Annotated in this window: 27 protein-coding genes; 6 read left to right on the top strand and 21 right to left on the bottom strand. The window is 63.7% G+C overall.

Annotated features, from left to right (window positions below; translation table 11 throughout):
• Positions 1-331 precede the first annotated feature (331 nt).
• Complete coding sequence (locus LDZ23_RS16565) at positions 332-1,054, top strand: TetR/AcrR family transcriptional regulator (protein ID WP_075583504.1); 723 nt, start codon at positions 332-334, stop codon at positions 1,052-1,054.
• 178 nt (positions 1,055-1,232) lie between these two features.
• On the opposite strand, the gene LDZ23_RS16560 is transcribed toward LDZ23_RS16565, so the two are convergent.
• From LDZ23_RS16560 to LDZ23_RS16480, 17 genes are all read right to left on the bottom strand, one after another.
• The gene (locus LDZ23_RS16560; RefSeq protein WP_033536343.1) at positions 1,233-1,556 is read right to left on the bottom strand and encodes a DUF4148 domain-containing protein; all 324 of its coding nucleotides are present in this window, start codon (positions 1,554-1,556) and stop codon (positions 1,233-1,235) included.
• A 318-nt stretch (positions 1,557-1,874) separates the two neighbouring features.
• Complete coding sequence (gene hutG, locus LDZ23_RS16555; protein WP_008353722.1) at positions 1,875-2,681, bottom strand: N-formylglutamate deformylase; 807 nt, start codon at positions 2,679-2,681, stop codon at positions 1,875-1,877.
• Positions 2,682-2,689: 8 nt separating this feature from the next.
• The gene (locus tag LDZ23_RS16550; RefSeq protein ID WP_008353723.1) at positions 2,690-4,069 is read right to left on the bottom strand and encodes a formimidoylglutamate deiminase; all 1,380 of its coding nucleotides are present in this window, start codon (positions 4,067-4,069) and stop codon (positions 2,690-2,692) included.
• 31 nt (positions 4,070-4,100) lie between these two features.
• Positions 4,101-4,673 (bottom strand): HutD/Ves family protein, encoded by a 573-nt coding sequence (locus LDZ23_RS16545; RefSeq protein ID WP_008353724.1) that lies wholly within the window; start codon positions 4,671-4,673, stop codon positions 4,101-4,103.
• A gap of 2 nt (positions 4,674-4,675) precedes the next feature.
• Positions 4,676-5,371, bottom strand: coding sequence for a histidine utilization transcriptional repressor HutC (gene hutC / locus LDZ23_RS16540; protein WP_008353725.1), 696 nt, complete (start codon positions 5,369-5,371; stop codon positions 4,676-4,678).
• On the bottom strand, positions 5,368-6,897 hold the full coding sequence (gene hutH, locus LDZ23_RS16535; RefSeq protein WP_008353726.1) for a histidine ammonia-lyase: 1,530 nt from the start codon (positions 6,895-6,897) through the stop codon (positions 5,368-5,370). Before hutH ends, hutC begins: the two co-directional genes overlap by 4 nt.
• A 122-nt stretch (positions 6,898-7,019) precedes the next feature.
• On the bottom strand, positions 7,020-7,499 hold the full coding sequence (locus tag LDZ23_RS16530) for a GNAT family N-acetyltransferase (protein ID WP_008353727.1): 480 nt from the start codon (positions 7,497-7,499) through the stop codon (positions 7,020-7,022).
• A gap of 167 nt (positions 7,500-7,666) precedes the next feature.
• The gene (gene crcB / locus LDZ23_RS16525; RefSeq protein ID WP_008353729.1) at positions 7,667-8,044 is read right to left on the bottom strand and encodes a fluoride efflux transporter CrcB; all 378 of its coding nucleotides are present in this window, start codon (positions 8,042-8,044) and stop codon (positions 7,667-7,669) included.
• 33 nt (positions 8,045-8,077) lie between these two features.
• Positions 8,078-8,326: a hypothetical protein gene (locus LDZ23_RS16520; RefSeq protein ID WP_033536342.1), complete on the bottom strand. Its 249-nt coding sequence runs from the start codon at positions 8,324-8,326 to the stop codon at positions 8,078-8,080.
• 57 nt (positions 8,327-8,383) lie between these two features.
• Positions 8,384-9,202, bottom strand: a complete 819-nt coding sequence (locus LDZ23_RS16515) for a M55 family metallopeptidase (RefSeq protein ID WP_008353731.1) — start codon at positions 9,200-9,202, stop codon at positions 8,384-8,386.
• Positions 9,199-10,209 (bottom strand): DmpA family aminopeptidase, encoded by a 1,011-nt coding sequence (locus tag LDZ23_RS16510; RefSeq protein ID WP_008353732.1) that lies wholly within the window; start codon positions 10,207-10,209, stop codon positions 9,199-9,201. The genes LDZ23_RS16515 and LDZ23_RS16510 overlap by 4 nt, the downstream gene beginning before the upstream one ends.
• Positions 10,206-11,096 carry a glutathione ABC transporter permease GsiD gene (gsiD, locus tag LDZ23_RS16505; RefSeq protein WP_008353733.1) on the bottom strand — a complete coding sequence of 297 codons (891 nt, stop codon included), beginning with the start codon at positions 11,094-11,096 and terminating at the stop codon, positions 10,206-10,208. The genes LDZ23_RS16510 and gsiD overlap by 4 nt, the downstream gene beginning before the upstream one ends.
• 7 nt (positions 11,097-11,103) lie before the next feature.
• The gene (gene gsiC / locus LDZ23_RS16500; protein WP_008353734.1) at positions 11,104-12,024 is read right to left on the bottom strand and encodes a glutathione ABC transporter permease GsiC; all 921 of its coding nucleotides are present in this window, start codon (positions 12,022-12,024) and stop codon (positions 11,104-11,106) included.
• Positions 12,025-12,070: 46 nt separating this feature from the next.
• Entirely contained in the window at positions 12,071-13,621 is a 1,551-nt protein-coding gene (gsiB, locus tag LDZ23_RS16495; protein WP_008353735.1) for a glutathione ABC transporter substrate-binding protein GsiB, read from the bottom strand.
• Between the two features lie 49 nt (positions 13,622-13,670).
• A complete protein-coding gene (locus tag LDZ23_RS16490) occupies positions 13,671-15,563 on the bottom strand; it encodes a dipeptide ABC transporter ATP-binding protein (RefSeq protein WP_008353736.1) in 1,893 nt (630 codons plus the stop codon).
• The gene (locus tag LDZ23_RS16485; protein WP_008353738.1) at positions 15,560-16,534 is read right to left on the bottom strand and encodes an isoaspartyl peptidase/L-asparaginase family protein; all 975 of its coding nucleotides are present in this window, start codon (positions 16,532-16,534) and stop codon (positions 15,560-15,562) included. The genes LDZ23_RS16490 and LDZ23_RS16485 overlap by 4 nt, the downstream gene beginning before the upstream one ends.
• Complete coding sequence (locus LDZ23_RS16480; RefSeq protein ID WP_033536341.1) at positions 16,531-17,505, bottom strand: MurR/RpiR family transcriptional regulator; 975 nt, start codon at positions 17,503-17,505, stop codon at positions 16,531-16,533. Before LDZ23_RS16480 ends, LDZ23_RS16485 begins: the two co-directional genes overlap by 4 nt.
• Positions 17,506-17,723: 218 nt before the next feature.
• Between LDZ23_RS16480 and LDZ23_RS16475 the strand changes: the two genes are divergently transcribed.
• Together LDZ23_RS16475 and LDZ23_RS16470 are read left to right on the top strand one after the other, a co-directional pair.
• The gene (locus LDZ23_RS16475) at positions 17,724-18,989 is read left to right on the top strand and encodes a mechanosensitive ion channel family protein (RefSeq protein WP_008353740.1); all 1,266 of its coding nucleotides are present in this window, start codon (positions 17,724-17,726) and stop codon (positions 18,987-18,989) included.
• Between the two features lie 187 nt (positions 18,990-19,176).
• The gene (locus tag LDZ23_RS16470) at positions 19,177-20,169 is read left to right on the top strand and encodes a LysR family transcriptional regulator (protein WP_033536340.1); all 993 of its coding nucleotides are present in this window, start codon (positions 19,177-19,179) and stop codon (positions 20,167-20,169) included.
• Positions 20,170-20,182: 13 nt separating this feature from the next.
• Here LDZ23_RS16470 and LDZ23_RS16465 read toward each other — a convergent pair whose 3' ends face one another.
• The gene (locus tag LDZ23_RS16465; RefSeq protein WP_008353742.1) at positions 20,183-20,479 is read right to left on the bottom strand and encodes a YciI-like protein; all 297 of its coding nucleotides are present in this window, start codon (positions 20,477-20,479) and stop codon (positions 20,183-20,185) included.
• A 150-nt stretch (positions 20,480-20,629) separates the two neighbouring features.
• On the opposite strand from LDZ23_RS16465, the gene LDZ23_RS16460 reads away from it, so the two are divergent.
• Together LDZ23_RS16460 and LDZ23_RS16455 are read left to right on the top strand one after the other, a co-directional pair.
• On the top strand, positions 20,630-20,866 hold the full coding sequence (locus LDZ23_RS16460) for a hypothetical protein (protein ID WP_008353743.1): 237 nt from the start codon (positions 20,630-20,632) through the stop codon (positions 20,864-20,866).
• Positions 20,867-21,006: 140 nt separating this feature from the next.
• Complete coding sequence (locus LDZ23_RS16455; RefSeq protein WP_008353744.1) at positions 21,007-22,821, top strand: OmpA family protein; 1,815 nt, start codon at positions 21,007-21,009, stop codon at positions 22,819-22,821.
• Between the two features lie 97 nt (positions 22,822-22,918).
• Here the strand turns inward: LDZ23_RS16455 and LDZ23_RS16450 are convergent, their stop codons facing one another.
• Complete coding sequence (locus tag LDZ23_RS16450; RefSeq protein ID WP_008353745.1) at positions 22,919-23,407, bottom strand: hypothetical protein; 489 nt, start codon at positions 23,405-23,407, stop codon at positions 22,919-22,921.
• Positions 23,408-23,609: 202 nt separating this feature from the next.
• Here LDZ23_RS16450 and LDZ23_RS16445 point away from each other — a divergent pair, with 202 nt between their 5' ends.
• The gene (locus tag LDZ23_RS16445) at positions 23,610-23,861 is read left to right on the top strand and encodes a GlsB/YeaQ/YmgE family stress response membrane protein (RefSeq protein WP_008353746.1); all 252 of its coding nucleotides are present in this window, start codon (positions 23,610-23,612) and stop codon (positions 23,859-23,861) included.
• 65 nt (positions 23,862-23,926) lie between these two features.
• Here LDZ23_RS16445 and hutI read toward each other — a convergent pair whose 3' ends face one another.
• Both hutI and hutU read right to left on the bottom strand, forming a co-directional pair.
• Positions 23,927-25,147 (bottom strand): imidazolonepropionase, encoded by a 1,221-nt coding sequence (gene hutI, locus LDZ23_RS16440; RefSeq protein ID WP_008353748.1) that lies wholly within the window; start codon positions 25,145-25,147, stop codon positions 23,927-23,929.
• On the bottom strand, positions 25,144-26,820 hold the full coding sequence (gene hutU / locus LDZ23_RS16435) for a urocanate hydratase (RefSeq protein WP_008353750.1): 1,677 nt from the start codon (positions 26,818-26,820) through the stop codon (positions 25,144-25,146). Before hutU ends, hutI begins: the two co-directional genes overlap by 4 nt.
• Between the last annotated feature and the right edge of the window lie 45 nt (positions 26,821-26,865).

Genomic DNA, 26,865 nt, shown 5'->3' with positions numbered 1-26,865 from the left:
CATGCCGGACGTTTGCGGTGCGATGCTGCACGCGCCCGGTGCACGTTTTTCTTATGCGATGAATGATGCGAACGACACGCCTCTTCGATAAATCGAGCGCTCTTCAAATCCTGTCCAGTTGGACAGGTTGTAGCCGATTAAAATAAGCAAATCAACGTCTTTCGTGTGCGGGCAAACACCGAGCAAATAAAGCGATAAGCGTGCCATTGCGATGCAGCATCGGCAGCTATTGGTTGCAATGGCTTTTTCGACGCGATGCAGCGCCAAACATGCGAATGGCACGAATGACGCGAATCAGGCACGATGCGGCACACGGCCCAAGAATTCGACGATGAAGAACTCGACGATGAGATACGACGACGCGGCGAACGGCATCGCCGGAAACGAAGACACTGCGCCGCCTTCACGGCGTAGCAAGGCGCAAATCCGCGAGAGCAACGAAGCGCAGCTTCTCGCTTGCGCCGAGGAAGTGTTCGCGGAGAAAGGACTCGAAGGCGCGAGCACGGCGATGATCGCCGAACGCGCCGGCTTGCCGAAGGCCAACCTGCATTACTACTTTCCGACAAAGCTCGCGCTCTATCGGCGCGTGCTCGAAGATCTGTTCGAGGACTGGCATCGCGCGGCGGATACCTTCGAATGCAGCGACGATCCCGTGGAAGCGATCGGCGGCTATGTGCGCGCAAAGATGGACCTGTCGCGACGCAGGCCGCTCGGCTCGAAGGTGTGGGCGAGCGAGATCATCCACGGCGCGCATCACATGCAGGACATTCTCAACGAACGCGTGAAGCCCTGGCTCGATACACGCGTCATCGTCATCGAAAGCTGGATCGCGCGCGGCTTGCTCGCGCCGGTCGAGCCGGACACGTTCATGTTCATGATCTGGGCGATCACGCAGCACTATGCCGACTTCGATGCGCAGATACGCGCGTTGAAAGGCAAGCGCGCGCTCACACGCAAGGCCTTCGATGAACAGACGGAAGAAGTCGTGCGACTCGTGATTCGCGCGTGCGGGGCGGTGTCGCCGCGCATGGAAGAGAAAGACGACGCGCAATAAAAAACGCCGGCCGCTCGATGGCGGCCGGCGTTCACTGCTTGCTTCTTGCTTCTTGCTGCTGTACTGCTTTACTACGCACTACTACTGCATTCTCGCAAGTACTGCACTTTCTGATGCTTGCTGCTACTTCAACCGCTACTGCTCACCACATCTACTGCCCTGCTGCATCAACCTTCGATTAGTGACCGAAGTAGACCGAGTTGCGATCCGACATCGACACGTTGGCGCGTGCGGCCGGAGCAGCTACGCCCGATTGCGAAGTGCCAGCGGTCGAAGGACCATAAGCGTTCGCGCCATTTTCAGCGTTCACGCGTGCTTGAGCGGCCTGCAGATTCTGCGGATAGTTCACGCGGTCTTCCGACGGGTTGTAGCCAGCCTTTTCCAGTTGAACCAGTTCAGCGCGGACTTGAGCGCGAGTCACCGGCGCATTGCTTTGTGCCGAAGCGAAAGTCGGGGCAGCCAAAGCAGCAGCGACGACGAGTGCGGGAACGAATGCCTTGATCATGATGAACCTCCAGTAGTCTTGTTTTGAAATCGAAACCGAATCGGAAGCTTTTTAAGCGTTTTCTGATTTCGTTTCGCTTGAAGACAGTGTAGGAGGCCGCGGACTTAGGGGAAACCCCAATTTCAAGGAAACATAATTGTCCGGACCGCAACAATGCGTTTCGCTCCGGTGTTGCGCGGCGTGCGCGGGACGTGTGGCGGACCCTGCTTAAGTTACTGTTTTTCCAGCGTAATTTTCACGTCCGCCGCGCGCACGCGAGATCGCTGCGAATCCGGCCATTGCGCCGACGCCAGCAATTCGTCATCCGGCTGACAGTCAGCAAGCCGCGGTCGCATAGGCAAGCGCGGCCGATACGAGCTCGCGCAACAGCGGTTCGATCGCGTTCGCCTTGGCTTCGTCGTAAGCGAATGGCGGCGCTTCTTCCATGTAGCTGACCTGCGTAAGCTCCAGTTGAACCGCGTGAACGCCCTCTTCGGGCCGCCCGTAACGCCGGGTGATATAGCCGCCCTTGAAGCGCCCGTTGGCCACCGTCGTGTACCGGCCGTCGCGCTCGACGATGCTCGCAAGCCGTTCCGCCAGCCCCGGCGCCGCCGACGCGCCATCCGCCGTGCCGAAGTTGAAATCGGTCAGGCGGCCATCGAAAAAGCGCGGCACGACCGAGCGGATCGAATGCGCTTCCCATAGCAGCACGCGGCCGTGCGTCCGCCGCAGCGCATCGAGCTCGCCGGCGAGCGCATCGTGATACGGCTGCCAGTACATCGCGCGGCGCGCATCGATCTGATCGCGCGACGGCTCGTGGCCCGGCTTGTAGAGCGGCGCCTTGTCGAAGGTATCGACCGGACAGAGCCCCGTCGTGTCGCGGCCGGGATAGAGATTCGCGTCGTCGGGCGGGCGGTTCAGATCGACGACATAGCGCGCGTAGTGCGGCGTCAGGATCGATGCGCCCAGATCGCGCGCAAACGCATAGAGGCGTTCGAGATGCCAATCGCAATCCTCGGTGAGCTTGGCGACGGGCGTCATCTCGTCGGCGAGGGCGCAGGGAATCTGCGTGCCGCGGTGCGGAATCGAAATCAGGAGCGGCGCGTTGCCGCGTTCCAGCGTGAAGATCGAAGAGCCGTTCATGTGAGACCTCAATCCAGCAAGCCGCGCAAGGCGGCGCGATAACGCGCGAGCGCTTCGTCTTCGTCGGCGTGACGGCGCGCGTTGATCACCTTGCGGCCGGAGACGAAGACATCGCGGATCGGCGTCTCGCCATGCTCGCAAAACACCGCGCTCGACATCCACGCGTCGCTCGCATGTCCGCCGATGCCCGGATGCGCGTCGTCGAGCACGAGCCAGTCGGCGCGCAAGCCTTGCGCGAGCGCACCGACAGCGCGTCCCGTCGCGTGCGCGCCGCCATCGAGCGCGGCATCGAAAAGACGATCGGCCGGACGGCTTTGCGTCGGCGACGCCAGCACGTTGCGTTGCTGGCGGCAAAGGCGCTGCCCGTATTCCAGCAGACGCAGCTCCGAGCGCCAGTCGACGCCGACATGACTGTCGGACCCGACGCCGATGCGCCCGCCCGCGTCGAGATAATCGCGCGACGGGAACACGCCGTCGCCGAGATTCGCTTCGGTCGTGAGACACAGACCCGCGACCGCGCCGCTCGCCGCGAGACGCGCGCATTCGTGGGCATCGACGTGCGTCGCGTGCACGAGGCACCAGCGCTCATCGACGTTGAAATGTTCGAGCAGCCAGTCCACCGGACGATGCCCCGTAGCCGCGACGCAGGCGTCCACTTCGGCCATCTGTTCGGCGATATGGATATGCACCGGCGCGCGCTCAAAGCGCGCATCGATTCCCTCGATGAGCGCCGCGAGCGATTCGCCCGACACCGCGCGCAACGAATGCGGCGCGACGCCGTAACGCCGCGCGCCGTTTTCGGGCCGCGAGCGCGCGAGGGCGTCGATGAGCCCGAGCAGCGAATCGGGCGTATTGAGAAAGCGCCGCTGATCGTCGCGCGGCACGCTCTTGCCGAAGCCGCTGTATTCGTAGAGCACCGGCAGCATCGTCATGCCGATGCCCGCGCGCTCCGCCGCATCGACGACGCGCTCCGCGAGTTCCGCGCGATTCGCGTACGGCGCGCCATCGGGCGCGTGATGCACGTAGTGAAACTCGCACACCGACGTGTAGCCCGCCTTCAGCATCTCGATGTAAAGCCAGTGCGCGATATCCGCGATCGATTCCGGGCCGATCCGCGCGGCGAAGCGATACATGAGATCGCGCCAGCTCCAGAACGTATCGGCGACGCTCGCGCGATACTCGGTGAGGCCCGCCATCGCACGCTGGAACGCGTGCGAGTGCAGATTCGGCATGCCGGGCAGGATCGGTCCTTTCGCGCGCTCGACGCCCGCGGGCGCCGCGCTGTCCGGCGTGACGCGCACGAGCGTGCCGGCGTCGTCCCATTCGAGCAGCACGTCGCGACGCCAGCCATCGGCGAGGCGCGCGTGCTCCGCGAAGAATGCGTTCATCGCTTGTCTCCGTTGTTATGTCGATGCGCGTCTACATCATGTCGATGCCGATATGCAGCCACGATGCGCCATCCTGAACCGCGCATTCGAGCGCGCTCGCGCCATCGATGCGCGAGGTGTCGCCTGCTTCGAGCGTATGGCATGTGTCGTCGGCGAACTTGATGTCGAGCCGCCCTTGCACGCAGAACAGAAACGTCACGTCGTGTTCGAACGCGAGCGAGCATGACGCGCGCCCGGCGTTCACCGTTGCGCGCGCGCGATCGCGGCGCACCATCACGTTGAAATCGCGCGTCGGGCCGGCGAGGAGCGTGGCGTGAATCGGCGTCTCGCCGGCAAAGCGCGCGATTGCGAGCGGCGCATCGAGAACATGCACGTCGCCGTGCGCTTCCGTCAGACGCATGCCCGCGCCGTCGAGCAGCACGAGCACGCGATCGACGCCCTCGAACTTCGAGAACGCACCGTCGGATGCGACGTCGGCGAGCGACAGACGCCACGCGAACGCATCGAGCGACACGCCCTGCGGCCCCGCCGCGATCTCGCGCGTGATGCCGCCGCCGTTCTTCCACGGCGTGGGCGTCAGCGAATCGGCACGAATGATCGTCACGTTCAGAAGTGTCCGGTGAATTGGTAGCGGTCGCCGGGATGCCAGAGATTCGCAACCGACGCCACCGCATCGCGCGACCACGTGCGCCGATGCAGCAGCAGACACGGCTCGTGCTCGGCCATCGCGAGCGCGAGCCGAATTTCCGCCGACGGCACCGATGCCTCGATCCGATACTCGACGCGCTGCAGCGGCGCGGCGGTCATCAGATACTGGTTCGGCGTGATCGTCGTGAAATCCTGGCGCGCGTATTCCGGCGCCAGCGCGGGATTCACGTAACGTTCTTCCATCTGTACCGGCTCGTCGTTTTCGAAATGCAGCACGCGCGAATGAAACACCGGGCTGCCGAGCGCGAGATGCATTTCGGCGGCGAGCGCTTCGTCGACGATCGACGCGCCCAAATGCAGCACCTGCGCGCGATACGTGTGACCGCGCGCGACGATTTCATCCGAAATGCTGCGAATCTCGACGAGCGTCGACGCGTATTTCGGCTGCGCGACGAAGGTGCCCGCGCCTTGCACGCGCGTCAGCACCTGTTCGGCGGTCAGTTCGCGCAGCGCGCGGTTCACGGTCATGCGCGCGACCTTGAATTCGCGCGCAAGCTCGTTTTCGGAAGGCACCTGGTCGCCCTCCTTCCACTCGCCGATATGAATGCGCTGGAGAATGTAGTCCTTGATCTCCTGATACGCGGGCGTGCTCATTCAGCTTGTTCCGACGCGAACGAGAACGGGCTGTGCCGCGCGATCGCGCCTTGCTGCACGAGCGTCGCGATCGCGGCGATGTCGGGCGCGAAGTAATGGTCGAGGTCGTAGTGCGGCACGTGCGCGCGCAGCGTCTTCATCACTTCGGCGAGCGGCGCGCTCGTCTGATGCGGCGCGCGCAGATCGACGCCTTGCGCCGCCGCGAGCAGTTCGATCGCGAGGATGTTCGCGGTGTTGCTGGCGATGTCGCCGAGCTTGCGCGCGGCGAACGTCGCCATCGAGACGTGATCTTCCTGATTCGCGGACGTCGGCAGCGAATCGACCGACGCCGGATGCGCGAGCGTCTTGTTCTCCGATGCGAGCGCGGCCGCCGTCACGTGCGCGATCATGAAGCCGGAGTTGACGCCGCCATCGCGCACCAGGAACGGCGGCAGGCCCGAGAGCGTCGCGTCGATCAAAAGCGCGATGCGGCGTTCCGCGAGCGCGCCGATTTCGGCTGCGGCGAGCGCGAGATTGTCGGCCGCGAACGCGACCGGCTCCGCGTGGAAGTTGCCGCCCGAGAGCACTTCGCCCGTATCGGGGAAGATCAGCGGGTTGTCGGAGACGGCGTTCGATTCGATCAGCAGGACATCCGCCGCGTGGCGCATCTGGTCGAGGCACGCGCCCATCACCTGCGGCTGGCAGCGCAGGCTGTACGGGTCCTGCACCTTGTCGCAATCCGCGTGCGACAGATTGATGCCGGAGCCCTTCAGCAGCGTGCGATACGCCGATGCGGCTTCCATCTGCCCGCGATGACCGCGCAGTTCATGGATGCGCGCATCGAACGGAACGACCGAGCCGGCGGCTGCATCGACGGACAGCGCGCCCGCGACGAGCGCGGTGCGGAACAGATCTTCGATCGCGAAAAGGTTGTAAAGCGCGAGCGCCGCCGACGCCTGCGTGCCGTTCAGCAGCGCGAGTCCTTCCTTCGCCTGCAGCGTGAGCGGCTTGAGGCCCGCGACCGCCAGACCGTCGAGCGCACTGGCGCGCTCACCGCGAATCGTGACTTCGCCGATGCCGAGCAGCACCGTCGACATATGCGCGAGCGGCGCGAGGTCGCCCGATGCGCCGACCGAACCCTTGATCGGGATGATCGGCAGGACGTCGGCGTTGAAGAGCGTGATGAGCGCGTCGATGACTTCGCGGCGGATGCCCGAATGGCCGCGCCCGAGACTCGACAGCTTGAGCGCCATCAAAAGCCGCACGACCGGACGCGACATCGGCTCGCCCACGCCCACCGCATGCGACAGCACGAGATTCTTTTGCAGCAGTTCCAGCTGATCGGCCGGAATGTGCGTATTGGCGAGCCGCCCGAAGCCCGTATTGATGCCGTAAGCCGGATCGCCCTTCGCGGCGATCGCGGCGACTGCGCGCGCGCTGGCATCGATCGCGTCGAAGCTGGCCGGATCGAGCAGAAGCGGGTCCGAGCCTCGCGCGATGCGGCGCAGTTGCGGCAGCGTCAGTTTTCCGGGCGTAAGCGTGATCATGGTTCGTCCTGTCTATACAAGTTAGACTCAAGTCTAATCGCGCAGAAAGGACGAAACAAGGGGTTATCCGGGATTTCACTAGGCTCGCCCCGGAAGATCGACGCGTGTTGTCTATACAGATTTCACAGATCCAGCACTTTCTCCATCACGAACTGGACAAAGCGCTGCTGCCGCACGACGACGGCGCGCGCCAGCAGCATCGTGAAACCGCAATATTCGAAGAAAGGCCGCCCCGTGACGCTCGAATAGGTATGCAGCGTCGTCAGGCCGAGCACCTCCGCTTCGGCCTCGATGCGCGCGAGCAGCGACGTCGCCACGCTTTTGCGCTGATGTATCGGATCGACGAACATCATGTCGATGAGACCGTTCTTCTCGAGATCGGCGAAGCCCGCGAGTTCGCCGTCGACAAGTCCGACCCAAGTCGGGCGGCTCAAGCGCGCGAGTTCCCATTCGTCGCGATCGGCTTGCGACCAGGCTGCGATCTGCGCTTCGTTATAGTCGGCCGATGCCGTTTCGCGAACGGCGCGTTGGAACAGATCGATTACACCGTCGAGATCGCTCGCACGATACGGTCTGACTTCGATGAGCGGCAGGCCTGGCATTTCATCACCTTCGTTACTGTCAAAAGAAAAAACCGCTGCCGAAGCAGCGAGGGTCTAGCGTTCAAAACGCGGGAAAAAAACTTTACGGGAATGAGCGGAATCGGCGCGCGCAAACGTTCAAATCGATAAAAAGACGGATGCCGATGCCGCGCCGCCGATCGGGTCCTTCAGGAAGCGACGGCCACCGTCGCGATGCCGAGCGCGGTCATCACGAGCGACGCGCCAACGTGAATCGCGATCTCCCCGAGCGCCCAGCCGAGCCGCCCTTGCTGCAGATGCGCGACCACTTCGGCCGAGAACGTGGAAAACGTGGACAGGCCGCCCATCAATCCGGTGATGATGAACAGGCGCCATTCCACCGAAATATCGGGAAAGCGCGCGAAAAAAGCGACCGCTACGCCGATGATGTAGCCCGCAATGACGTTCGCCGCAAAGGTGCCGAGCGGCAGATTCGGAAAAATCGCATTCAGGCGCAAGCCGAGGACCCATCTGAGCAACGAACCCAGCCCGCCGCCGAGCCCCACGGCGATGATCGACAGATACATGAAATGTGTTAAATCAGTTCGAAGAAAACTGCGTTATGCCCCGCGGGCGAGCCGCTCGATCAGCGCGCCACGGCTCGTCTCGACGATCCAGCCGCCCTTGTGCCGCACATGCGCCGCCCATGTGCCGTCGCGCCGCTCTTCCCAGCAACCGGCATCGTGACCGTCGATGAAGAGCGAGCCGCGCACGACAAGTTGCGGATCGGCGGGATCGAGGACTTCGTCGTCGTTATGTTCAAGCTTCACGGTATGCATGAGCGTCGTCTGCAAGCAAGTCGAAACCATGAGCGGTCTCGCGAAAGACGCCATTCTAACGATACTCGAAGCGCCTGGTTCAACCACTCACCGTATCATGAAAGACATTGCCGAAAGGCAATTGAGTATCCGCACGACATGCTCCATCGAAGGCGCATCGAAAGCGAGCGTCACGGCATCGATGCGTTCGAGCGTCGGCCATTGGCAGAAGAGATCGGCGAATGCGCTCGTTTGCGCGCGCAACTCGCAGCGGTGTTCCGTGATCGCCGGACGGCGGGCATGTCCGGAAGACGTTTCGATCGTTTCGCGCGCGGCGAGCCGGATCGCCTCGCACGCTGCGGCGGGCGTTTCGGTGACACCGCTCGAATAGCCGTGCGCCGTCTTCACGCAGAGAAAGCGCGCGCCTGGGAATGCGGGCAGCGTTTCGGCGCCGAACACGTCGTCGCCGGTCAGCAGCGCGATGCGTGCGCCGCGTTCCTCGGCAAGCCGCCCATAGAGTCCGGCCTCGCCCACTTCCTCGCCGTCGAGCATGACGCGCGCAAAGGCCGCGCTGTTGATCGTATGCGCGAGAATGCCGCGGCTTTGCGCGCGCGCGTGATAGCCGATCATGAACACGATTTCCGGCGATGCTTCCAGTCCCGCCATCATGCCGAGCGTGCGCGGCTTGCCGAGCACGAGCCGCGCGCGTTGATCGATGAGATCGGGCATCAGATTGCGAAAGCCGCCATGCGAATCGTTGATCCAGACTTGCGTCGCACCGCCATCGAATGCACCTTGTGCGGCCGCATCGGCTTCGCGCGACATCCAGCGGCGCGCCTGTTCGTATTCCGTGTTGCCGGCGCGCGTCTGCTCCGGATGAAACACGCCCGCGATGCCTTCGATATCCACCGAGATCAGCACTTTCATGGTCGTGTTCTCAATGCGTCCTTGAGTGAGATGCGCCGATGACCGTTGCGCCCGGCGACCGTTTCCGCGCTGTAAAGCGCATCGAGGATCGCCTGTTCGGTGGCATCGGCGGCGGCTTGAAACAGCGGATCGAGACGCGCGTCGTTGATGAGCGGCGGCATCGCGATGAAGTCTGCATCGTGCGGCACGGTGTACGCGGTCGTGAAGGCGAGCGAGATGTCGCCGCTGCCGTGTCCGAAGACCGATCCGGTGCGTGCGAGACCGGCGGCGGCGCGCATCGCGAGACGGCGCAACTGACGTGCATCGAGCGGCGCATCGGTGGCGATCAACATGATGATCGATCCTTGCTCGGGCTTCTCATCGATGCTCGATTGAAGTTTGCGACCGAGCGCTTCGCCTTCGACAATCAATTGCTGCAGCTTGCCGAAATTGGCGAGCACGAGCGCGCCCGTCGTATAAGCGTCGCCGCCGATATGCACCACACGCGAAGCCGAACCCATGCCGCCCTTCAGTTCGAAGCACGACATGCCCCGCCCCGCGCCGACCGCGCCGCGCTCGAACTCGACACTGCACGCCTCGAGTGCGCTCGTGTAGTGCGCTTCGTGAATCGCGAGCGCCTGCATGTCGTTGAGATAGCCATCGTTGCATTCGAACACGAGCGGATTCACGCTCGGGTCTTCGCGTCCGATGCGCGGATTCGCAGCAATGGCCGCGCGAATCTGCGCATTGGCGAGCGTGCCGACGCCGAACGTGTTGGTCAGCGCGATCGGCGTTTCGATCACGCCAAGCTCGTCGATCTGAACGAGCCCGACGCTCTTGCCGAACCCGTTGATGACGCACGCCGCAGCGGGCACCTTGTCGCGATACACGTCGCCGTCATGCGGACGAATCACCGTGACGCCGGTCTGCACCGCACCTTGCGCAAGCGTGCAATGACCGACCGTCACACCCGCGACATCCGCGATCGTGCCGCGCGGCCCCGCGACGAGCGAGCCGATGTGCATCATGGCCGGTCGAGCTTCGGATCGAGCGCGTCGCGCAGGCCGTCGCCGAGCAGATTGAACGCGAGCACCGTGAAGAAGATCGCGAGACTCGGGAAGATGGCGACATGCGGCGCCATCGCCATGTCGGCGCGCGCTTCGTTGAGCATCGCGCCCCACTCGGGCGTCGGCGGCTGCGCGCCGAGTCCGAGAAACGACAGGCTCGCGGCCGTGATGATCGACGTGCCGATCCGCATCGTGAAGTACACGACCACCGATGAAATCGTGCCGGGCAGAATGTGCCGCGCGAGTATCGTCCAGTCCGAGGCGCCGATGCTCTTGGCCGCCTCGATATACGTGAGATGCTTCAGCGCGAGCGTATTGCCGCGCACGAGCCGCGCGAACGCGGGAATGCTGAAGATCGCGACCGCGCACACGACATTCACCATGCCGTTACCGAGAATCGCGACGACGCCGATCGCGAGCAGAATGCCGGGAAACGCGAAGAGCACGTCCGCGATACGCATCACGATGCGGTCCCACCATCCTTCGTAGTAGCCCGCGAGCAAGCCGAAGAACGTGCCGATCACCGCGCCGAGCACGACCGAGAGCAATCCCGCCGTCAACGATATGCGGCTGCCGACGAGTATGCGGCTCAGAATGTCGCGGCCCAGAGCATCGACGCCGAACCAGTGCGCAGCCGAAGGACCGGCGTTGAGGGCGTCGTAGTCGAAGTAGTTTTCCGGGTCATACGGCGCGATGTACGGCGCGATGATCGCGATCACGATCAGCAGCAGCACGAACACGGCCGCGATCATCGCGATGTGTTGCCGCCTGAACTTGCGCCAGAACTCGGTCCACGGCGTGCGGATCTCTTGCGGCGCGGTTGTCGCGCTTTCGGCTGTCACGCTCATCGCGTCCTCACTTGAAGCGAATGGTCGGATTGATGATCGCGTACAGCACGTCCACGATCAGATTGATCACGATGAACTCCAGCGAGAACAGCAGCACCTCTGCCTGAATCACGGGATAGTCGCGCATCTCGACGGCATCGACGAGCAGGCGGCCAAGGCCCGGCCAGTTGAACACCTTCTCGACGACGATCGAGCCGCCGAGCAGAAAGCCGAATTGCAGGCCCATCATCGTGACGACGGGAATCATCGCGTTGCGCAGGCAGTGCTTCACGATGACCATCGGCTCATGCACGCCCTTTGCGCGCGCGGTGCGCACGAAGTCCTCGCCGAGCACTTCGACGAACGACGCGCGCGTGAAGCGCGCCATGACGGCGGCCACCGCCGCGCCCAGCGTGATCGATGGCAGCACGTAGCCTTTCCACGTTCCGTCATCGACGATGGGCAGCCAGCCGAGCTTCACCGAGAAGATTTCCATCAGCAGCATGCCGAGCGCGAAGGCCGGAAACGAGATGCCCGACACCGCGAGCGTCATGCCCAGTCGATCGGGCCAGCGATTGCGCCACACCGCCGACACGATGCCGATGGTCATGCCGAAGATCACGGCCCATACCATGCTCGCGAGCGTGAGCCACAAGGTCGGCATGAAGCGCTCGGCGATTTCCGTCGACACGGGCCGCTTGCTGCGCGTGGACATGCCGAAATCGAAATGCACGACCTTGCCGAAGAAGCTCACGAGCTGTTGCGGCAGCGGCTTGTCGAGGCCGAGATCGGCGCGCACGAGCGCGACCGTGGCTTCGTCGGCTTCCGCGCCTGCTGCGAGACGCGCGGGATCGCCCGGCAGCATGTGCACGAAGAAGAACACCAGCACTGCGACGATGAAGAGTGTCGGCAGCAATCCGAACAGGCGTTTGGCGATGAAGTTGAGCATCGTGTTCGTCAGATAAGGCCGGGCGATGAAGCCCGGCCGTCGTCCATCACTTGATTGCGATTTCGTCGAAGTTGAACGAGCCGTCCGGCATCACGTATGCGCCCGACAGACGCTTGCTGCGCGCATACACGACCTTTTCCGTGACGAGGAAGATCCACGGTGCATCGGCCCAGATGCGTTTTTGCGCATCGGCGTAGAGCTTCGCTTTCTCGTTGCGATCGGTCGTCGCGAGCGCTTTTTGCAGATCGTCATCGACTTGATCGTTCTTGTAGTACGCCGTGTTGAAGAGCTTCGGCGGGAACGAGCCGCCGCTCAGGAGCGGCGAGATCGCCCAGTCCGCTTCGCCCGTCGACGACGACCAGCCGATGTAGAGCATGCGTACCGGCGCGGTCTTCGGATCGGGCGCGCTCTCGATGCGCTGCACGCGCTGCCCCGCTTCGAGCGCTTCGACCGATGCCTTCACGCCCACTTGCGCGAGTTGCTGCTGCACGAACTGGATGATCTTCTGCGCGGTCGTATGGTTATAGCCGGACCACAACACGGTTTCGAAGCCGTTCGGATAACCGGCTTCCTTCAACAGCTCGCGCGCCTTCGCGGGATCGTATTTCCACGGTCCGAGCTTCGGCGTCGCGTAGTCGACGCCCGGCGGCACGACGCCTTCGGACGGCACGGCATAACCCGCGAACGCGACCTTGACGAGCGCTTCCTTGTTGATCGCGTAGTTCATCGCCTCGCGCACCTTCGGATTGTCGAAGGGCTTCTGCAGCGTATTCATGCTGACGTAGCGCTGAATGATCGAAGGCGCCGCGATCAGATCGACCTTCGGACTCGACTTGAGCGTCGCGGCCTGCTCGAACGGAATCGAGAACGCGAAGTCCGCTTCGCCCGTTTGCATGAGCGCGGCGCGCGTGTTGTTATCGACCACGGGCTTCCAGTCGATCATGTCGATCTTCGGCAAGCCCTTGCGCCAGTAGCCCGCGAACTTCTTCACTTTCAGGTCGTCGGTCTGCTTCCATTCGACGAACTCGAACGGCCCCGTGCCGACCGGATGGAACGCGATGTCCTTGCCGTATTTCTGCAGCGCGGTCGGCGAGATCATCACCGCCGACGGGTGCGCGAGCACGTTGATGAACGCCGAGAACGGAATCTTCAGCGTGATCTTCACCGTGTACGGATCGACCACTTCGGTCTTCTCGATCTTGTTGAAGAGGTTGTAGCGCTTCAGCTTGTTGTCCGGATTCGTCACGCGGTCGAAGACGGCCTTCACCGCATCGGCGTTGAAGTCGGTGCCGTCCTGGAACTTCACGTCCTTGCGCAGATGGATCGTGTACACCTTCGCGTCGGGGCTCGCCTCGTAGCTCGTCGCGAGCACGTTGCGAATCTTCATGTCCTTGTCGAAACCGAACAAGCCTTCGTAGAACGACTTCGCCACGGCTTGCGAGAGCGTGTCGTTGGCGTCGTACGGATCCATCGTCGTGAAGGTCGAGGCGACGGCCATCACGGCGGTGCTTTGCGCGTGCGCAGCGACCGGCGCGAGAACGGTCAATGTGGCGAACGCGCTTGCTGCGAGCATCGCGCGCAATTTGAAGGACGGCATCGTTGGACTCCTTGTTGAAGTGCTTTTCGAGGTGCTCTTCGAATTGCTTTTAGTAAGCGCCGCCAACGTGATGCTCGGCGACAAAGTGATCAGGTCCGACAGCAACCAGTTTTGCGACGATCGGCTCATCGCCGAGCTTGCGGATCGGGCTTGGAATCTCGTCGGCGGCGAGCATGCGCTTCGCGTGCCGACGCGACGGATCGGCGACCGGCACCGCGCTCATCAGCTTGCGCGTGTACGGATGACGCGGCGCTTCGAACACCGCCGCGCGCGGCCCGATCTCGACGATCTGCCCGAGATACATCACCGCCACGCGATGACTCACGCGCTCCACGACCGCCATGTCGTGCGAAATGAAGAGATACGCGACGCCCAGTTCGCGCTGCAAATCCAGCATCAGATTGACGATCTGCGCGCGCACGGAGACATCGAGCGCGGACACGGATTCATCGGCGATCACGACTTTCGGGTTCAACGCGAGCGCGCGCGCAATCGCGATGCGCTGCCTCTGACCGCCCGAGAATTCATGCGGATAACGTTGCGCGGCTTCGGGCGGCAAGCCCACTTTGTCGAGCAGCCAGTCGACCCGCGCCTGTGCTTGTCTTCCGCTCGCGACGCCATGCACGAGCAGCGGTTCCATCACCGAAAAGCCCACGGTCAGACGCGGATTGAGCGACGCGAACGGGTCCTGAAAAATGAACTGGATATTGCGCCTGAGCGCCTGCAACGCGTGACCTTCGAGCTTGCTGATATCGCGTCCATCGAATTCGATGGACCCGCTCTGGCTCTCGACGAGCCTGAGCAGCGAACGTCCCGTCGTCGATTTGCCGCAACCCGATTCGCCGACGAGCGCAAGCGTTTCGCCAGGCCGCAAGTCGAAGCTCACGCGTTCGACCGCGTGCACTGCCGCCGTCGTTCGGCCAAAGAGGCCGCTCTTCACCGGAAAGCGCGTGACCAGATCGCGCACGCGCAGTATCGGTTCAATGGCTTCATCGACGGCGGGCTGCTTCTCCTTCTCGACCGCTTCCGACGGACGCAACGCGCTCGCATCGTCGGGCGCGATGTCGGCGGACTCGACTTCGAGGATCGGGAATTTCGCGGGACGATCGGTGCCGCGCATCGCGCCGAGCGTCGGCACGGCGGCGAGCAGCGCTTTCGTGTACGGATGCTTCGGCGCATGAAACAGCGCGTCCGATGGCGCCTCTTCCACCTTCTCGCCGCGATACATGACGAGCACGCGATCGGCCACTTCCGCGACCACGCCCATGTCGTGCGTGATGAAGATCACGCCCATGTTCATCTCGTCCTGCAAGCCGCGCACGAGTTGCAGGATCTGCGCCTGAATCGTCACGTCGAGCGCGGTCGTCGGCTCATCGGCGATCAAGAGCGCGGGCTTGCACGAGAGCGCCATCGCGATCATCACGCGCTGGCGCATGCCGCCCGACAACTGATGCGGATAGCGCGCGAACACGCGCCTCGCCTCGGGAATCCGCACGAGATCGAGCAGACGCAATGCCTCGGCGCGCGCATCGGAACGGCTCTTGCCTTGATGCAACGCGATCGCTTCCGCAATCTGGTCGCCGACCGTGAACACGGGATTGAGCGATGTCATCGGCTCCTGGAAGATCATCGCGATGTCCGCGCCGCGTACACCGCGCATCGTCGCCGACGATGCTTTCGCGAGATCGAGCACTTGCCCGTTGCGCCGGCGAAACGCGATGCTGCCCGACACGATCTGTCCGCCGCCATGCTCGACGAGACGCATGAGCGCGAGCGACGTGACCGACTTGCCCGAGCCCGATTCGCCGACGATCGCAAGCGTCTCGCCGCGGTCGACGCTAAACGAGATGTTGCGCACCGCTTCGATGGTGCGCGAGCGCGAGCGGAAATTCACGGACAGGCCGTGTACGTCGATGACGCACGCTTCGGGCAGCGTCATCATCGATAGATCGCCGTGACGGGCGCTTCGCCCACGCGCGCGAATCCGCGATACATGCCTTCCGTGTTGAACGGCAGCACGACGTTGCCTTTCGCATCGACGGCGACGAGTCCGCCGCGTCCTTCGATGCGCGGCAGCTTGTTCATCACGACATCGTTCGATGCTTCTTCCAGCGACACGCCGCGATATTCCATCTGCGCCGACACGTCATACGCCGCGAGCATGCGGATGAACATCTCGCCCGTGCCCGTCGTGGAGACCGCGCACGTCGCGTCGTTCGCATAGCAGCCCGCGCCGATCAGGGGCGCATCGCCGACGCGACCCGCCTGCTTGTTCGTGATGCCGCCCGTCGACGTCGCCGCCGCGAGATGACCGTTCGAATCGAGCGCGACCGCGCCGACCGTGCCGAACTTCTTGTCGGGATCGATAGGATCGTCCGGGCCGTTATCGAAGGCGAATTTCGTCATCGCATCGTGATCGAGCATGGTGCCGGACGTGCCACGCGCCTTCTGCCATTGCTGAAAGCGCGCTTCCGTGTAGAAGTACGACGGATCGACGAATTCGAGACCCTGCGACTGCGCGAAGGCTTCCGCGCCGGCGCCCGTAAACATGACGTGATCGCTCGCGTCGAGCACGCGGCGCGCGGCGAGCACCGGGTTCTTCACGCGCGTCACGCAACTGATCGCGCCCGCTTCGAGCGTCGCGCCGTCCATCACGGAGGCGTCGAGTTCGTGCGTGCCGGCCGCCGTGAACACCGCGCCGTGCCCCGCGTTGAAGAGCGGACAGTCTTCGAGCAGACGCACGGCTTCGGTGACGGCGTCGAGCGCGCTGCCGCCATCGGCGAGCACGCGCTGAGCCGCGCTGAGAATGTCGGTGAGCGCGGCGAGATAGCGCCCTTCCGTTTCGGCGTTCATCGCGCTGCGCAGGAGCGTGCCCGCGCCGCCGTGAATCGCAATGACTGGTGTGACCTTCATGAGTCGCGCGGTTCCCTGTGAGTGTGTCGTTTCGCGGTCGTGCGGCGCGTCGTATGAGCGGCGCGCGCATCTTTGGCGAGCGCCGGGGCGACGAGCCACGGCAACACGAATTCGGTCAATCCCGATGCCGCCTCCACCGAACGCTTCGCCCGATGCGCGACCGCATCGCACAGCGCTTCGATGACGGCGAGCACGGCGGTATCGCAATTCGCCGCGAGCCTGCGCTCGGCGCGGATCGCGAGCACGAGATCGGCGACCTGCGCGAGCGGCGACGCGGCGCTGTCCGTCAACGCGACCACGCGCAAGCCGTGATCGCGCGCGAGCCGCGCAAGCGTGATGGTGTCGTCGACATAGCGCGGGAACGCGATCGCGACGAGCACATCGCCGCGCGAAGCCGTGAAAAGCCTGCGCGCCGCGTGCGACGGCCCGCCCATCAGCGCGAGCGATTGCACGTTCGCGCAATACGGCGTGAGACCGTGCTCCATCAGGCCGGCGAGAAACGCGCTCGCGCCGTAGCCGATCACGAAGACGCGCGGCGCGGCGAGAATCGTATCGACGATCGCTTCGGCCCTCGCGCCATCGACGGATGTTTGCGCGAGACGCAGATTCGCCGCCGCCTGTGCAAGCGATGCATCGAATACTTCGGCGCCGCTCGCCGGCGATTCGAGCGCGGTGCGCAAGCGCTCGACCGGCGCGATGGTCGCCTCGAAGCCGCGCACGAGCGCCTCGCGAAACGCGGGATAGCCGGAGAATCCGAGCGCACGCGCAAAACGGTTCGCCGTCGCCACCGACGCGCCCACCGCGCCCGCCAGTTCGTCGATACGCATCGTCGCCGAGCGGAACAGATTCGCGAGCACGAACGCCCCCATGCGCCGATGGATCGGCGTGAGCGTCGGCATGGCCGCCGCGATGCGCGCGGAGATCAGATCGTCGGCGCTCGCCGGCGCACGGACCGATAGTGAACGGGACATGAAATGCGCTGCGCCCTCATGGCGATTGAACGCGATGAAAGTATATTTACTCGAAAATCCGGCCAAAAAAAATTCATTTTCATCGAACTCGGGTTTTCGATAAGGCGCGCCACGGCCCGCAACTCGGCCGCATCCGATGCCTCGGACGCGCACGATCATGCACAATACGGAGCGCGTCGCGATGCAAGATCGCGCGTCTTCAGTCCTCCACGATCCCTATGAATTTCGATTTCCTGCCCGATCCGCTGCCGCATCTGCTCGCCATTCATCCGTGGGCGCAAACGGTCGCGGGTCTCGTCGCGCTCGCGCTGATCGCGCTCTTCGTGCAATGGGTCGTGGCCCGCATCGTGCTCCATGTCGCGCATCGCCTGCTCGTGCTCGCGGGGCATCAGAAGTGGGACCGCGCGTTCATCAAGCATCGCGCTTATCACCGGCTTTGGTATGCGGTGCCGTTCGCGACGGTCGCGCTCGGCATCGACGAAGTGCCGCGCATCGGTCACTGGGCGACGATCATCGGCCGCGTCGCGCACGGCGGCGCGTGGATCTGCATGTTCTTCGCCGCGGGCAGCGCCCTGTCCGCGTGGCAGGACGTTTATGCGGAAAGCAAGGAAGCGCAGACACGCTCGATCAAAGGCTACATCCAGATCGGCAAGCTCGGACTCGCGCTCGTATGCGGCGTGCTCGTCCTGTCGATACTGATCGACCGTTCGCCGCTCTGGATGCTCTCCGGTCTCGGCGCGCTCTCGGCCGTGCTGCTGCTCGTGTTCAAGGACACCTTGCTGTCGCTCGTCGCGAGCACGCAACTGACGTCGAACGACATGCTGCGCATCGGCGACTGGATCGAAATGCCGCAAGCCGCCGCCGATGGCTTCGTGAAGGACATCGCGCTGCACACCGTCAAGGTGCAGAACTGGGACAACACCGTGACCACGGTGCCGACCTACAAGCTCTTTTCGGAGAGCTATCGCAACTATCGGCACATGTTTGAATCGGGCGGGCGGCGCATCAAGCGGACGATGCGTATCGACGCGCAATGCGTGCGCTTTCTCACCGAGGAAGAGACTGCGCGCCTGAAACGCTTTCGCCTGCTGCACGATTATCTGGAACAGAAGCAGACCGAGGTGGAGCAAACCAACCGCAATCTCGGCGAACTCGCGAACGAGCCCGCGAACCGGCGGCGGCTCACGAACATCGGCACGTTCCGCGCGTACGGGCTTGCGTTTTTGCAGCGCCATCCGGAGATTCGCCAGGACATGGCGATCATGGTGCGAATGATGGAGCCGCAATCGGACGGCATCCCTGTCGAGGTTTATTGCTTCACCGCGACCACCGCGTGGACGCAATACGAGCGCATTCAGGGCGACGTCTTCGATCATCTGCTCTCGATCCTTCCCGAGATGGGCCTGCGGCTTTATCAGGCGCCGTCGGGCAGCGACTTCTCGGGCGTCGCGGGCCGCCTGCGCGGCGAAATGCCGATGCTGTAACGCGCGCAGGATTCGCCGTCGAAAAGAATCAGGCAAGAATCCGCCATTTTTGTGTATTCACGTTGACGCTTCCCGTCCGTACGATTCAACCATCGCCGATGCGCCTTTTTTCCGCGGTTTCGCAGCCGCGGTGAAGTCGTTTTTTCTCGCGCATCGCCATTCAATCGTCATAAAAGGAAAACTCAACGTGATCGATCGCGTCCATGCCATGCGTGTCTTTACGCGTGTCGTCGATACGAACAGTTTCACGCGCGCCGCCGAGTCGCTCGGCATGCCGCGCGCGAGTGTTTCGACGACCGTGCAACAACTCGAAGCGCTAGTCGGCGTGCAATTGCTCGCACGCACGACGCGGCGCCTGAATCTCACCGTCGACGGCGCCGCTTATTACGAGCGCTGCGCGCAAATTCTCGCCGATATCGACGAGCTCGAATCCGGTTTCGGCGCGGGCGAAGAGCGCCTGCGCGGACGGCTGCGCGTCGAAATGCCGGATACCGTCGCGACGTCGATCGTCGTGCCCGCGCTGCCGGAGTTCCACGCGCGCTATCCGCAGATCGAACTGTCGATCGGCATCGGCAATCGCAATGTGGATCTCGTCGGCGAAGGCGTCGATTGCAGCGTGCAGCTCGGCGAATTGCCCGATTCCGGATTGATCGCGCGCCGGCTCGGCATGCTCGAACAGGTGACGTGCGCGAGTCCCGCGTATCTGGAGAAGCACGGCACGCCGGAAACGCTCGACGAGCTCGCGCAGCACGTCGCGGTGAACTGTCTTGCGGAGAAAAGCGGGCGCCCGGCCGACTTCGATTTCGCTGTCGACGGCGAAGCCGTCACGATGAAGATGCGCGGTTTCGTTCAGGTCGCGGACGAGCACGCGTACCTCGCGTGCGGCGTCGAAGGGCTCGGGCTCATTCAGCCGCTGCGGATCGCGGCGCAGCCTTATCTGCGCTCGGGACAGTTGCGCGAAGTGCTGCCGCAATGGAAATCGCCGCCGCTCAAGGTGTCGGTGGCGTTCCTGAAGAGCCGTCAGGCGACGCCGCGCGTATCCGCGTTCGTCGACTGGCTCGCGACGCTCTTCGAGCGTTCGCAACAGATCGACGATACGTTGACGAGCCTGTATCGCTCGGCGCAGCGGCGCGGTTCCTCGCGGCGGGACCGGCCGGAGGAAGAAACCGCCGACGCGTGATCTTCGCGTCGCGCTATCGCACGGGCGTGGCTGCGTTCGCGCCCACGACCGTGTTCCACTTGCGCACTTCCCAACGCTCCACCAGCCCGTTCGTCACGTAAGGATCGTTCTTCGCGAAATCTTCGGCGGCGGCGGGCGATTCGCTGTGAAACAGCAGCATCGCGCGATCGGTGGGTGCATCGAGCGCCCCGGCGAGCACGATTTCGCCCCGTTCGACCGCCGCCCACGCGAGCGCCAGATGCTCATCGCGAAACTGCGCGCGGCGCTCCAGATAGTCAGACCGAAGTTCGTAAATCAACAGATAGTGCATCGCCATCTCCTTTGGTGCGAACAGTGCCGGATTTATCAAGCTAGTTTGTCCTATTTCCGAAAATAAAACCAAGAGTTCAATCGGAAGGCTCTGATCGCCTTGCGATCCCGTATCGAAGATCATGTGCGGATACTTGTAAAGGACTCTGCCATGAACCGCGATCAACCTCCCTGCAATATGTGCGCGAAGCACGATTGCCGCTCGTGCGCGTGGACGTCGCCGCTCGACGCTTCGTATCGCACGCTCATCCAGTCTCATTCCATGCTGTCGCTCGTCGCGCTTTCCGTGAAAAGCGCGGAAACCGCGCCCGCCGAACCGTCGTGGCTCGGCATCGCCTGCAAGCGGATTCTCAAATTTTTCTCGCAAATGAGCCCGCTTGCACGCTAAAAAAAGCGTAAGGCAAGTCGCATCGAAGCACCGTTTTTGTAAAGAAGTTTGCACGATTCTTTTTAGGATAACTGTGCATATAGAATCCGCTGCGCTTCTGCGCTTGCGTTAAGCGCTCATGTAGAAAGGAAATTCAGTCGATGAGCATCAATCTGGTCCAGGCGGTCAACGCCGCGATCTCGGAAAACGTCGCGGAGCAGTTGTCGCAGCAGTTCGGCATACCTGGGCAAATGGTCCGGCAACTCGCGGCGCGCATCGCGCCCGGACTCGTCGCCTCGCTCATGGACCGGGCGACGCTCGTGCCCGGCTCGCAGTCGGTCTACGCCGTCATCATGCAGCCGGAGACCAACGCCTACATCGCGGAACAGTTCTCAAAGCTGATCGCCACCACCGGCGGGCTCAAGCAGCTCGAAACCACCGGGCACTCGCTTGCCGCGCTCGCGACGGGCCAGCGTGTCGATGCCCTGACCGACGCCGTCTCGGCAGAAACCGGCGTTCCGACGCAAGCGACGTCGGCGCTCGCCGGCATCGTGGCGGCCGTGCTGTTCGGCGTCATGAAACGCCACTTCCTGCTTGCACAGTGGGGACTGCCGCAGGTGCCCAAGCTCCTGCGCGATCAGGTCGGCGAGATCAATTCGTCGATGTCGAACGCGGTCGCGACGGCCATCGGCGTTGGCAACACCGAAGGCTTCACCAGTTGCATCACGCCGCGCCTCGATACCGTCGCATCGAGCCTCGAACCGCGCATCGACGGCGACGTCGCGGTGGCGCTTGCGCCCGAACCCGTCGTGAAAGCCGTCACGCAAAGCGCCCCGGCGCCCAAGCCCGCGCCGTCCTTGCCCCCCTCGCCGCCGCCGATGCGCGCACCGGTTCGCAAGCCGGCGGAGAAGCGTTCGAACAAGTGGATCTGGCTGCTTTTCGCTGTGTTGGCCGTCATCCTCGCGCTCGTCTATTACCGTGGCTTCACGCATGGCGAAAGCGTCGATCTGAGCGCCGCGCCAGCCACGCAGCCGGTCGCCGATGCGTCGACGCAGGCTTCCTCCGCGACGCCATCGGTCTCGCCGGTCAGCGATGAAACGCCGGCCGTGTCATCCATCGATGCGTCGGCCAACACGGCGGCGGCACCGCAATCGGCCTCGGCAATGAAAGCCGCGCCGGCTTCATGGAAAAACGCGCAGTTGCTGTTCAGCGTCAACTCGGCGGGCATCCCGGCGATCGAGGCGACGGTCGGCACTGAAGCAGAGAAGAAGCATCTCATCGACGCATTGACGGCTCGCTTCGGCAAAGCCTACACGGCTGATATTTCCGTCGTTGCCGAAACACGCCCGGCAGCCTGGCTTTCGCGTCTGAGCGACTTCTTCCCGCTCATGGCCGTGCCCGGCGCGGAAGCCAAGATCACCGGCTCGAAGGTGGAACTGAGCGGCGCGGCCGCAAACGCGAAGCTCGGCTGGGTCGATAGGATGAGAAGCTCGCTCGGCGGCATGTTCCAGGTCGCGGCGTTCGACGTGGACGGCGCGGTCGCCACGGCGACACGATCCTTTCGCAGCGCGCTAAAGAGCCTGCTCGCCACGGACACGCCTTGCTCCGGCGACAAGCTGACGCGCGTGCTCGACCTTCAGGTTGTTAATTTCGAGCGTTCGAGTGCGCAGGTGCCGGAAAGCGCCTACGCCACGCTCGGCGAGACGGCGCAACTGCTCAAGAACTGCGCAGCCAAGGGTTCGATGGTGAATCTCGAAATCGCGGGTTATTCGGATGCCCAGGGCGGAGCGGCGGCCAAGCTGGAAGTGTCAAAGGAACGCGCTCAGGCGGTCCGAGGCTTCCTCGTGCGTAACGGCGTGCCGCCGCAATCGCTCACGGCAGCGGGCTACGGCGACGCCAATCCGATCGCCGACAACGATACTGCCAGCGGACGTTTCGCGAATCGCCGAATCGAGTTCGTCGTCAGAAAGGGCTGAGCGCCGCTTCGACTCGCAAGATTTCTTCAAACGCCGTCGCACGAAAGCGCGACGGCGTTTCTATTTGTGCCCGCGCCATGCGCGCTCTGCAGCCGATTCAGTTCGGCTTGGCGAAATCGTTCTCGGCCCAGCGTTCGGCGCTCGCCTTGCTGAGCTTGAACGCCGGCGACACACGCACGAACGCGAGTTGCGCGCCGTACGCATCGAAGGCTTTGAGATTGGCGTAGGGATCGTCTTCATCCGGAACGATCTCCAGCGTGACGGTGATGTCCTCACCCCGCACGTCGATGGTGACGTTCTTGTTCAACATCGCATGACGTTGCTGTTCATGGCGACGCAAGACTTCCGACGCCGTCTTGACGAGCGTGCGGAACGCGCCTGCATCGAGCGGCTTCGGATTTTTCTTGTCGCGGCCCATTGTCCACGGGCCGACGAGCGCGGGTTCCGCCTCGCCCGCCTGAATCATCTCGACGGCCCAGCCGTCGTCGTCCTCGTTCTTGATGACGCGCGCGGTCCAGCCGTCGTCGCGCCAGAGGCGGTCTTCGTGGATGGCTTCGTCGGTGGAGGGGAATTCGGAATCGGTCATATCGTAGCAACGCATGCAGAGGCAATGCGACGAATTTTACCTTGGGGCGGGACGCGGCATCGTTCGTGCTCCACGGGTTAGCCGAACGGCCAGTGTCATACCCAAACGCATTGCGCCGTGCTACTTTGGATGTACCGGATCGTCCGGAATCCTTCCGCAAACGCAATCAAAACGCCGTAAAACTTAGTCAAGGAGCGACCGCATGCTTGCATTTATCGGTACTTTGATCGTCGGACTCGTCGTCGGTCTCATCGCGCGCGCACTGAAGCCGGGCGACGACAGCATGGGCTGGATCATGACCATCGTCCTCGGCATCGCCGGATCGCTGATCGCGGGGTACGTCGGCCGGGCGCTCGGCTGGTATCAGCCGGGACAACCGGCGGGTTGGATCGCCTCGGTGATCGGCGCAATCATCCTGCTCGTCGTCTGGGGAATGATCCGCAAGCGCACGTAACGCCGCGCCTCATCGTTTCTTTTCTTGGTGAAACGCCTCGTTCCGGTTCGGACGAGGCGTTTGTTTCATCGGGCGATGCGCTCGATATCGACCTCCGCACCGCCCCGCACGACGCGGTTCGGGAGCGCGCCGCCGAGCCAGTACGAAAGCTCGGCCGGCCTGCCGATGCGCCAGGCGACGAAATCGGCGGTCTTGCCCGCTTCGAGCGATCCGTGCGTCGCGTGCAAGCCGAGCGCCTTTGCCGCATGCAAGGTCACGCCGGCGAGCGCTTCTTCGGGCGTCAGGCGAAAGAGCGTGCAGGCCATGTTGAGCATCATGCGCAGCGAAAGCGCGGGCGACGTTCCCGGATTCAGATCGCTCGCGAGCGCGATCGGCACACGATGCCGCCGCAGTGCGTCGATGGGCGGCAACTGCGTTTCACGCAACATGTAAAACGCGCCCGGCAAAAGCACGGCGACGGTGCCGGATTGCGCCATCGCGATGGCGTCGTCCTCGGTCATGTATTCGAGATGATCCGCCGACAACGCCCGATACCGCGCCGCCAGCGACGATCCATGCAAGGACGACAACTGCTCCGCGTGCACTTTGACTGGCACGCCGAGATCGCGCGCGCATCGGAACACGCGCTCGACTTGCTCCGTGGAGAACGCGATGTGCTCGCAAAACGCATCGACGGCATCGACCAAGCCTTCTTCGACGAGCGCTGGCAGCATCTCATCGCAGATATGGGCGATATAGTCATCCGCGCGATTCGCGTACTCGGGTGGCAACGCGTGCGCGGCGAGGCAGGTCGCGCGCACGGTCAGCGGCAGCGCTTCGCCGAGACGACGCGCGACGGCGAGCATCTTCCGCTCGTTCGCGAGATCGAGCCCGTAGCCTGACTTCACTTCGAGCGTGGTCACGCCTTCGCGCAGCAGGCCGAGCGCGCGTGTTTTCGCCGCTTTGAACAGCGCGTCTTCGCTGGCTTCGCGCGTCGCGCGCACCGTACTCGCGATGCCGCCGCCGCGCGCCGCGATCTCCGCGTAGCTCACGCCTTCGAGCCGCTCCTCGAATTCGCCGCTGCGATCGCCGCCGAAAACCAGATGCGTGTGACAGTCGATCAGACCCGGCGTCACCCACGCGCCATCGAGTTCGACACGTTCGCATTCGCCGATATCCGGCGCGGCCGCGCGCGGTCCGATCCACTCGATGCGCGCGCCATCGGTCAGGATCGCCGCGTCGTCGATGACCGAATACTTGCCGCCGGCCATCGTCGCGGCGTGGCAGTGTTGCCAGAGCTTTTTCATCGCTTGTCGATCATCGGCAGATCGAGCCCTTGATCGCGCGCGCATTCGACCGCGATGTCGTAACCGGCATCGGCATGGCGCATGACGCCCGTCGCCGGATCGTTGTGCAGCACGCGCGCGATGCGTGCATCGGCTTCACGACTCCCGTCGCAGACGATCACGACGCCCGCGTGCTGCGAAAAGCCCATGCCGACGCCGCCGCCGTGGTGGATCGACACCCACGTCGCGCCGCTCGCCGTGTTCAGCAGCGCGTTGAGCAGCGGCCAGTCGGACACGGCGTCCGAGCCGTCCTGCATCGCTTCGGTTTCGCGATTCGGGCTCGCGACGGAGCCGGAATCGAGATGATCGCGGCCGATCACGACCGGCGCCGACAATTCGCCGTTGCGCACCATCTCGTTGAACGCCAGGCCGAGCTTCGCGCGCAGCCCGAGGCCGACCCAGCAGATGCGCGCCGGCAAGCCCTGAAAACTGATCCGCTCACGCGCCATGTCGAGCCAGCGATGCAGATGCGCGTCATCGGCGATGATCTCCTTCACCTTCGCATCGGTCTTGTAGATGTCCTCGGGATTGCCCGACAGCGCGGCCCAGCGGAACGGCCCGACGCCGCGGCAGAAGAGCGGCCGGATATACGCCGGCACGAAGCCCGGGAAGTCGAACGCGTTCTCGACGCCCTCTTCCTTGGCCATCTGGCGGATGTTGTTGCCGTAGTCGAAGGTCGGCACGCCCTGTTCGCGGAACGCGAGCATCGCGCGGACGTGCTCCGCCATCGATTGCTTCGCGGCCCTCACGGTCGCCGCCGGATCGCTTTGCGCGCGATCGCGATACTGCGCCCACGTCCAGCCTTTCGGCAGATAGCCATTGAGCGGATCGTGCGCGCTGGTCTGATCGGTGACCAAGTCCGGCCGAACGCCGCGACGCACGAGTTCGGGCAGCACGTCCGCCGCGTTCGCGCACAGTGCGATGGAGATCGCGCGGCCTTCGGACGTGTAGCGCCGGATGCGCGCGAGGGCGTCGTCGAGATCGGTCGCCTGTTCGTCGACGTAACGCGTCTTCAGACGGAAATCGATGCGGCTCTGCTGACATTCGATGTTCAGCGAACACGCGAGCGCGAGCGTCGCCGCGAGCGGCTGCGCGCCGCCCATGCCGCCGAGACCGGCGGTAAGCACCCAGCGGCCTTTGAGATCGCCGCCGTAATGCTGGCGCCCGGCCTCGACGAAGGTTTCATACGTGCCCTGCACGATGCCCTGACTGCCGATATAGATCCAGCTTCCAGCGGTCATCTGGCCGTACATCGCGAGACCTTTCGCGTCGAGCTCGTTGAAGTGCTCCCAGTTCGCCCAGTGCGGCACGAGGTTCGAATTCGCGATCAGCACGCGCGGCGCGTTTTCGTGCGTCTTGAACACGCCGACTGGCTTGCCCGACTGGACGAGCAGCGTCTCGTCCGCTTCCAGACGCTTCAGCGTTTCGACTATCTTGTCGTAGCACGCCCAGTCGCGCGCCGCCCGGCCGATGCCGCCGTACACGACCAGTTCCTTCGGATTCTCGGCCACTTCGGGATCGAGATTGTTCATCAACATGCGCAGCGGCGCTTCGGTCAGCCAGCTCTTTGCGCTGAGTTGCGTGCCGCGCGGCGCGCGGATCTCGGTGTCGCGAAAACGGGAAGTCGAAGTCACGGATTGCTCCTGCGCATCAAGAAGTGAGTGTGGACAGACGCGAAC

It is taken from the genome of Caballeronia zhejiangensis, assembly GCF_022879815.1.
GTDB classification, from domain to species: domain Bacteria; phylum Pseudomonadota; class Gammaproteobacteria; order Burkholderiales; family Burkholderiaceae; genus Caballeronia; species Caballeronia zhejiangensis.
This window is presented reverse-complemented; position numbering and strand designations above follow the sequence as displayed.

What these genes read in the sequence shown, in the direction of transcription:
- LDZ23_RS16565 (WP_075583504.1), top strand. Translation starts at nt 332, where the DNA reads ATGAAGAACTCGACGATGAGATACGACGACGCGGCGAACGGCATCGCC.
- hutG (WP_008353722.1), bottom strand. Translation starts at nt 2,681, where the DNA reads ATGAACGGCTCTTCGATCTTCACGCTGGAACGCGGCAACGCGCCGCTC.
- LDZ23_RS16550 (WP_008353723.1), bottom strand. Translation starts at nt 4,069, where the DNA reads ATGAACGCATTCTTCGCGGAGCACGCGCGCCTCGCCGATGGCTGGCGT.
- hutC (WP_008353725.1), bottom strand. Translation starts at nt 5,371, where the DNA reads ATGAGCACGCCCGCGTATCAGGAGATCAAGGACTACATTCTCCAGCGC.
- hutH (WP_008353726.1), bottom strand. Translation starts at nt 6,897, where the DNA reads ATGATCACGCTTACGCCCGGAAAACTGACGCTGCCGCAACTGCGCCGC.
- LDZ23_RS16530 (WP_008353727.1), bottom strand. Translation starts at nt 7,499, where the DNA reads ATGCCAGGCCTGCCGCTCATCGAAGTCAGACCGTATCGTGCGAGCGAT.
- crcB (WP_008353729.1), bottom strand. Translation starts at nt 8,044, where the DNA reads ATGTATCTGTCGATCATCGCCGTGGGGCTCGGCGGCGGGCTGGGTTCG.
- LDZ23_RS16520 (WP_033536342.1), bottom strand. Translation starts at nt 8,326, where the DNA reads ATGGTTTCGACTTGCTTGCAGACGACGCTCATGCATACCGTGAAGCTT.
- LDZ23_RS16515 (WP_008353731.1), bottom strand. Translation starts at nt 9,202, where the DNA reads ATGAAAGTGCTGATCTCGGTGGATATCGAAGGCATCGCGGGCGTGTTT.
- LDZ23_RS16510 (WP_008353732.1), bottom strand. Translation starts at nt 10,209, where the DNA reads ATGATGCACATCGGCTCGCTCGTCGCGGGGCCGCGCGGCACGATCGCG.
- gsiD (WP_008353733.1), bottom strand. Translation starts at nt 11,096, where the DNA reads ATGAGCGTGACAGCCGAAAGCGCGACAACCGCGCCGCAAGAGATCCGC.
- gsiC (WP_008353734.1), bottom strand. Translation starts at nt 12,024, where the DNA reads ATGCTCAACTTCATCGCCAAACGCCTGTTCGGATTGCTGCCGACACTC.
- gsiB (WP_008353735.1), bottom strand. Translation starts at nt 13,621, where the DNA reads ATGCCGTCCTTCAAATTGCGCGCGATGCTCGCAGCAAGCGCGTTCGCC.
- LDZ23_RS16490 (WP_008353736.1), bottom strand. Translation starts at nt 15,563, where the DNA reads ATGATGACGCTGCCCGAAGCGTGCGTCATCGACGTACACGGCCTGTCC.
- LDZ23_RS16485 (WP_008353738.1), bottom strand. Translation starts at nt 16,534, where the DNA reads ATGAAGGTCACACCAGTCATTGCGATTCACGGCGGCGCGGGCACGCTC.
- LDZ23_RS16480 (WP_033536341.1), bottom strand. Translation starts at nt 17,505, where the DNA reads ATGTCCCGTTCACTATCGGTCCGTGCGCCGGCGAGCGCCGACGATCTG.
- LDZ23_RS16475 (WP_008353740.1), top strand. Translation starts at nt 17,724, where the DNA reads ATGAATTTCGATTTCCTGCCCGATCCGCTGCCGCATCTGCTCGCCATT.
- LDZ23_RS16465 (WP_008353742.1), bottom strand. Translation starts at nt 20,479, where the DNA reads ATGCACTATCTGTTGATTTACGAACTTCGGTCTGACTATCTGGAGCGC.
- LDZ23_RS16460 (WP_008353743.1), top strand. Translation starts at nt 20,630, where the DNA reads ATGAACCGCGATCAACCTCCCTGCAATATGTGCGCGAAGCACGATTGC.
- LDZ23_RS16455 (WP_008353744.1), top strand. Translation starts at nt 21,007, where the DNA reads ATGAGCATCAATCTGGTCCAGGCGGTCAACGCCGCGATCTCGGAAAAC.
- LDZ23_RS16450 (WP_008353745.1), bottom strand. Translation starts at nt 23,407, where the DNA reads ATGACCGATTCCGAATTCCCCTCCACCGACGAAGCCATCCACGAAGAC.
- LDZ23_RS16445 (WP_008353746.1), top strand. Translation starts at nt 23,610, where the DNA reads ATGCTTGCATTTATCGGTACTTTGATCGTCGGACTCGTCGTCGGTCTC.
- hutI (WP_008353748.1), bottom strand. Translation starts at nt 25,147, where the DNA reads ATGAAAAAGCTCTGGCAACACTGCCACGCCGCGACGATGGCCGGCGGC.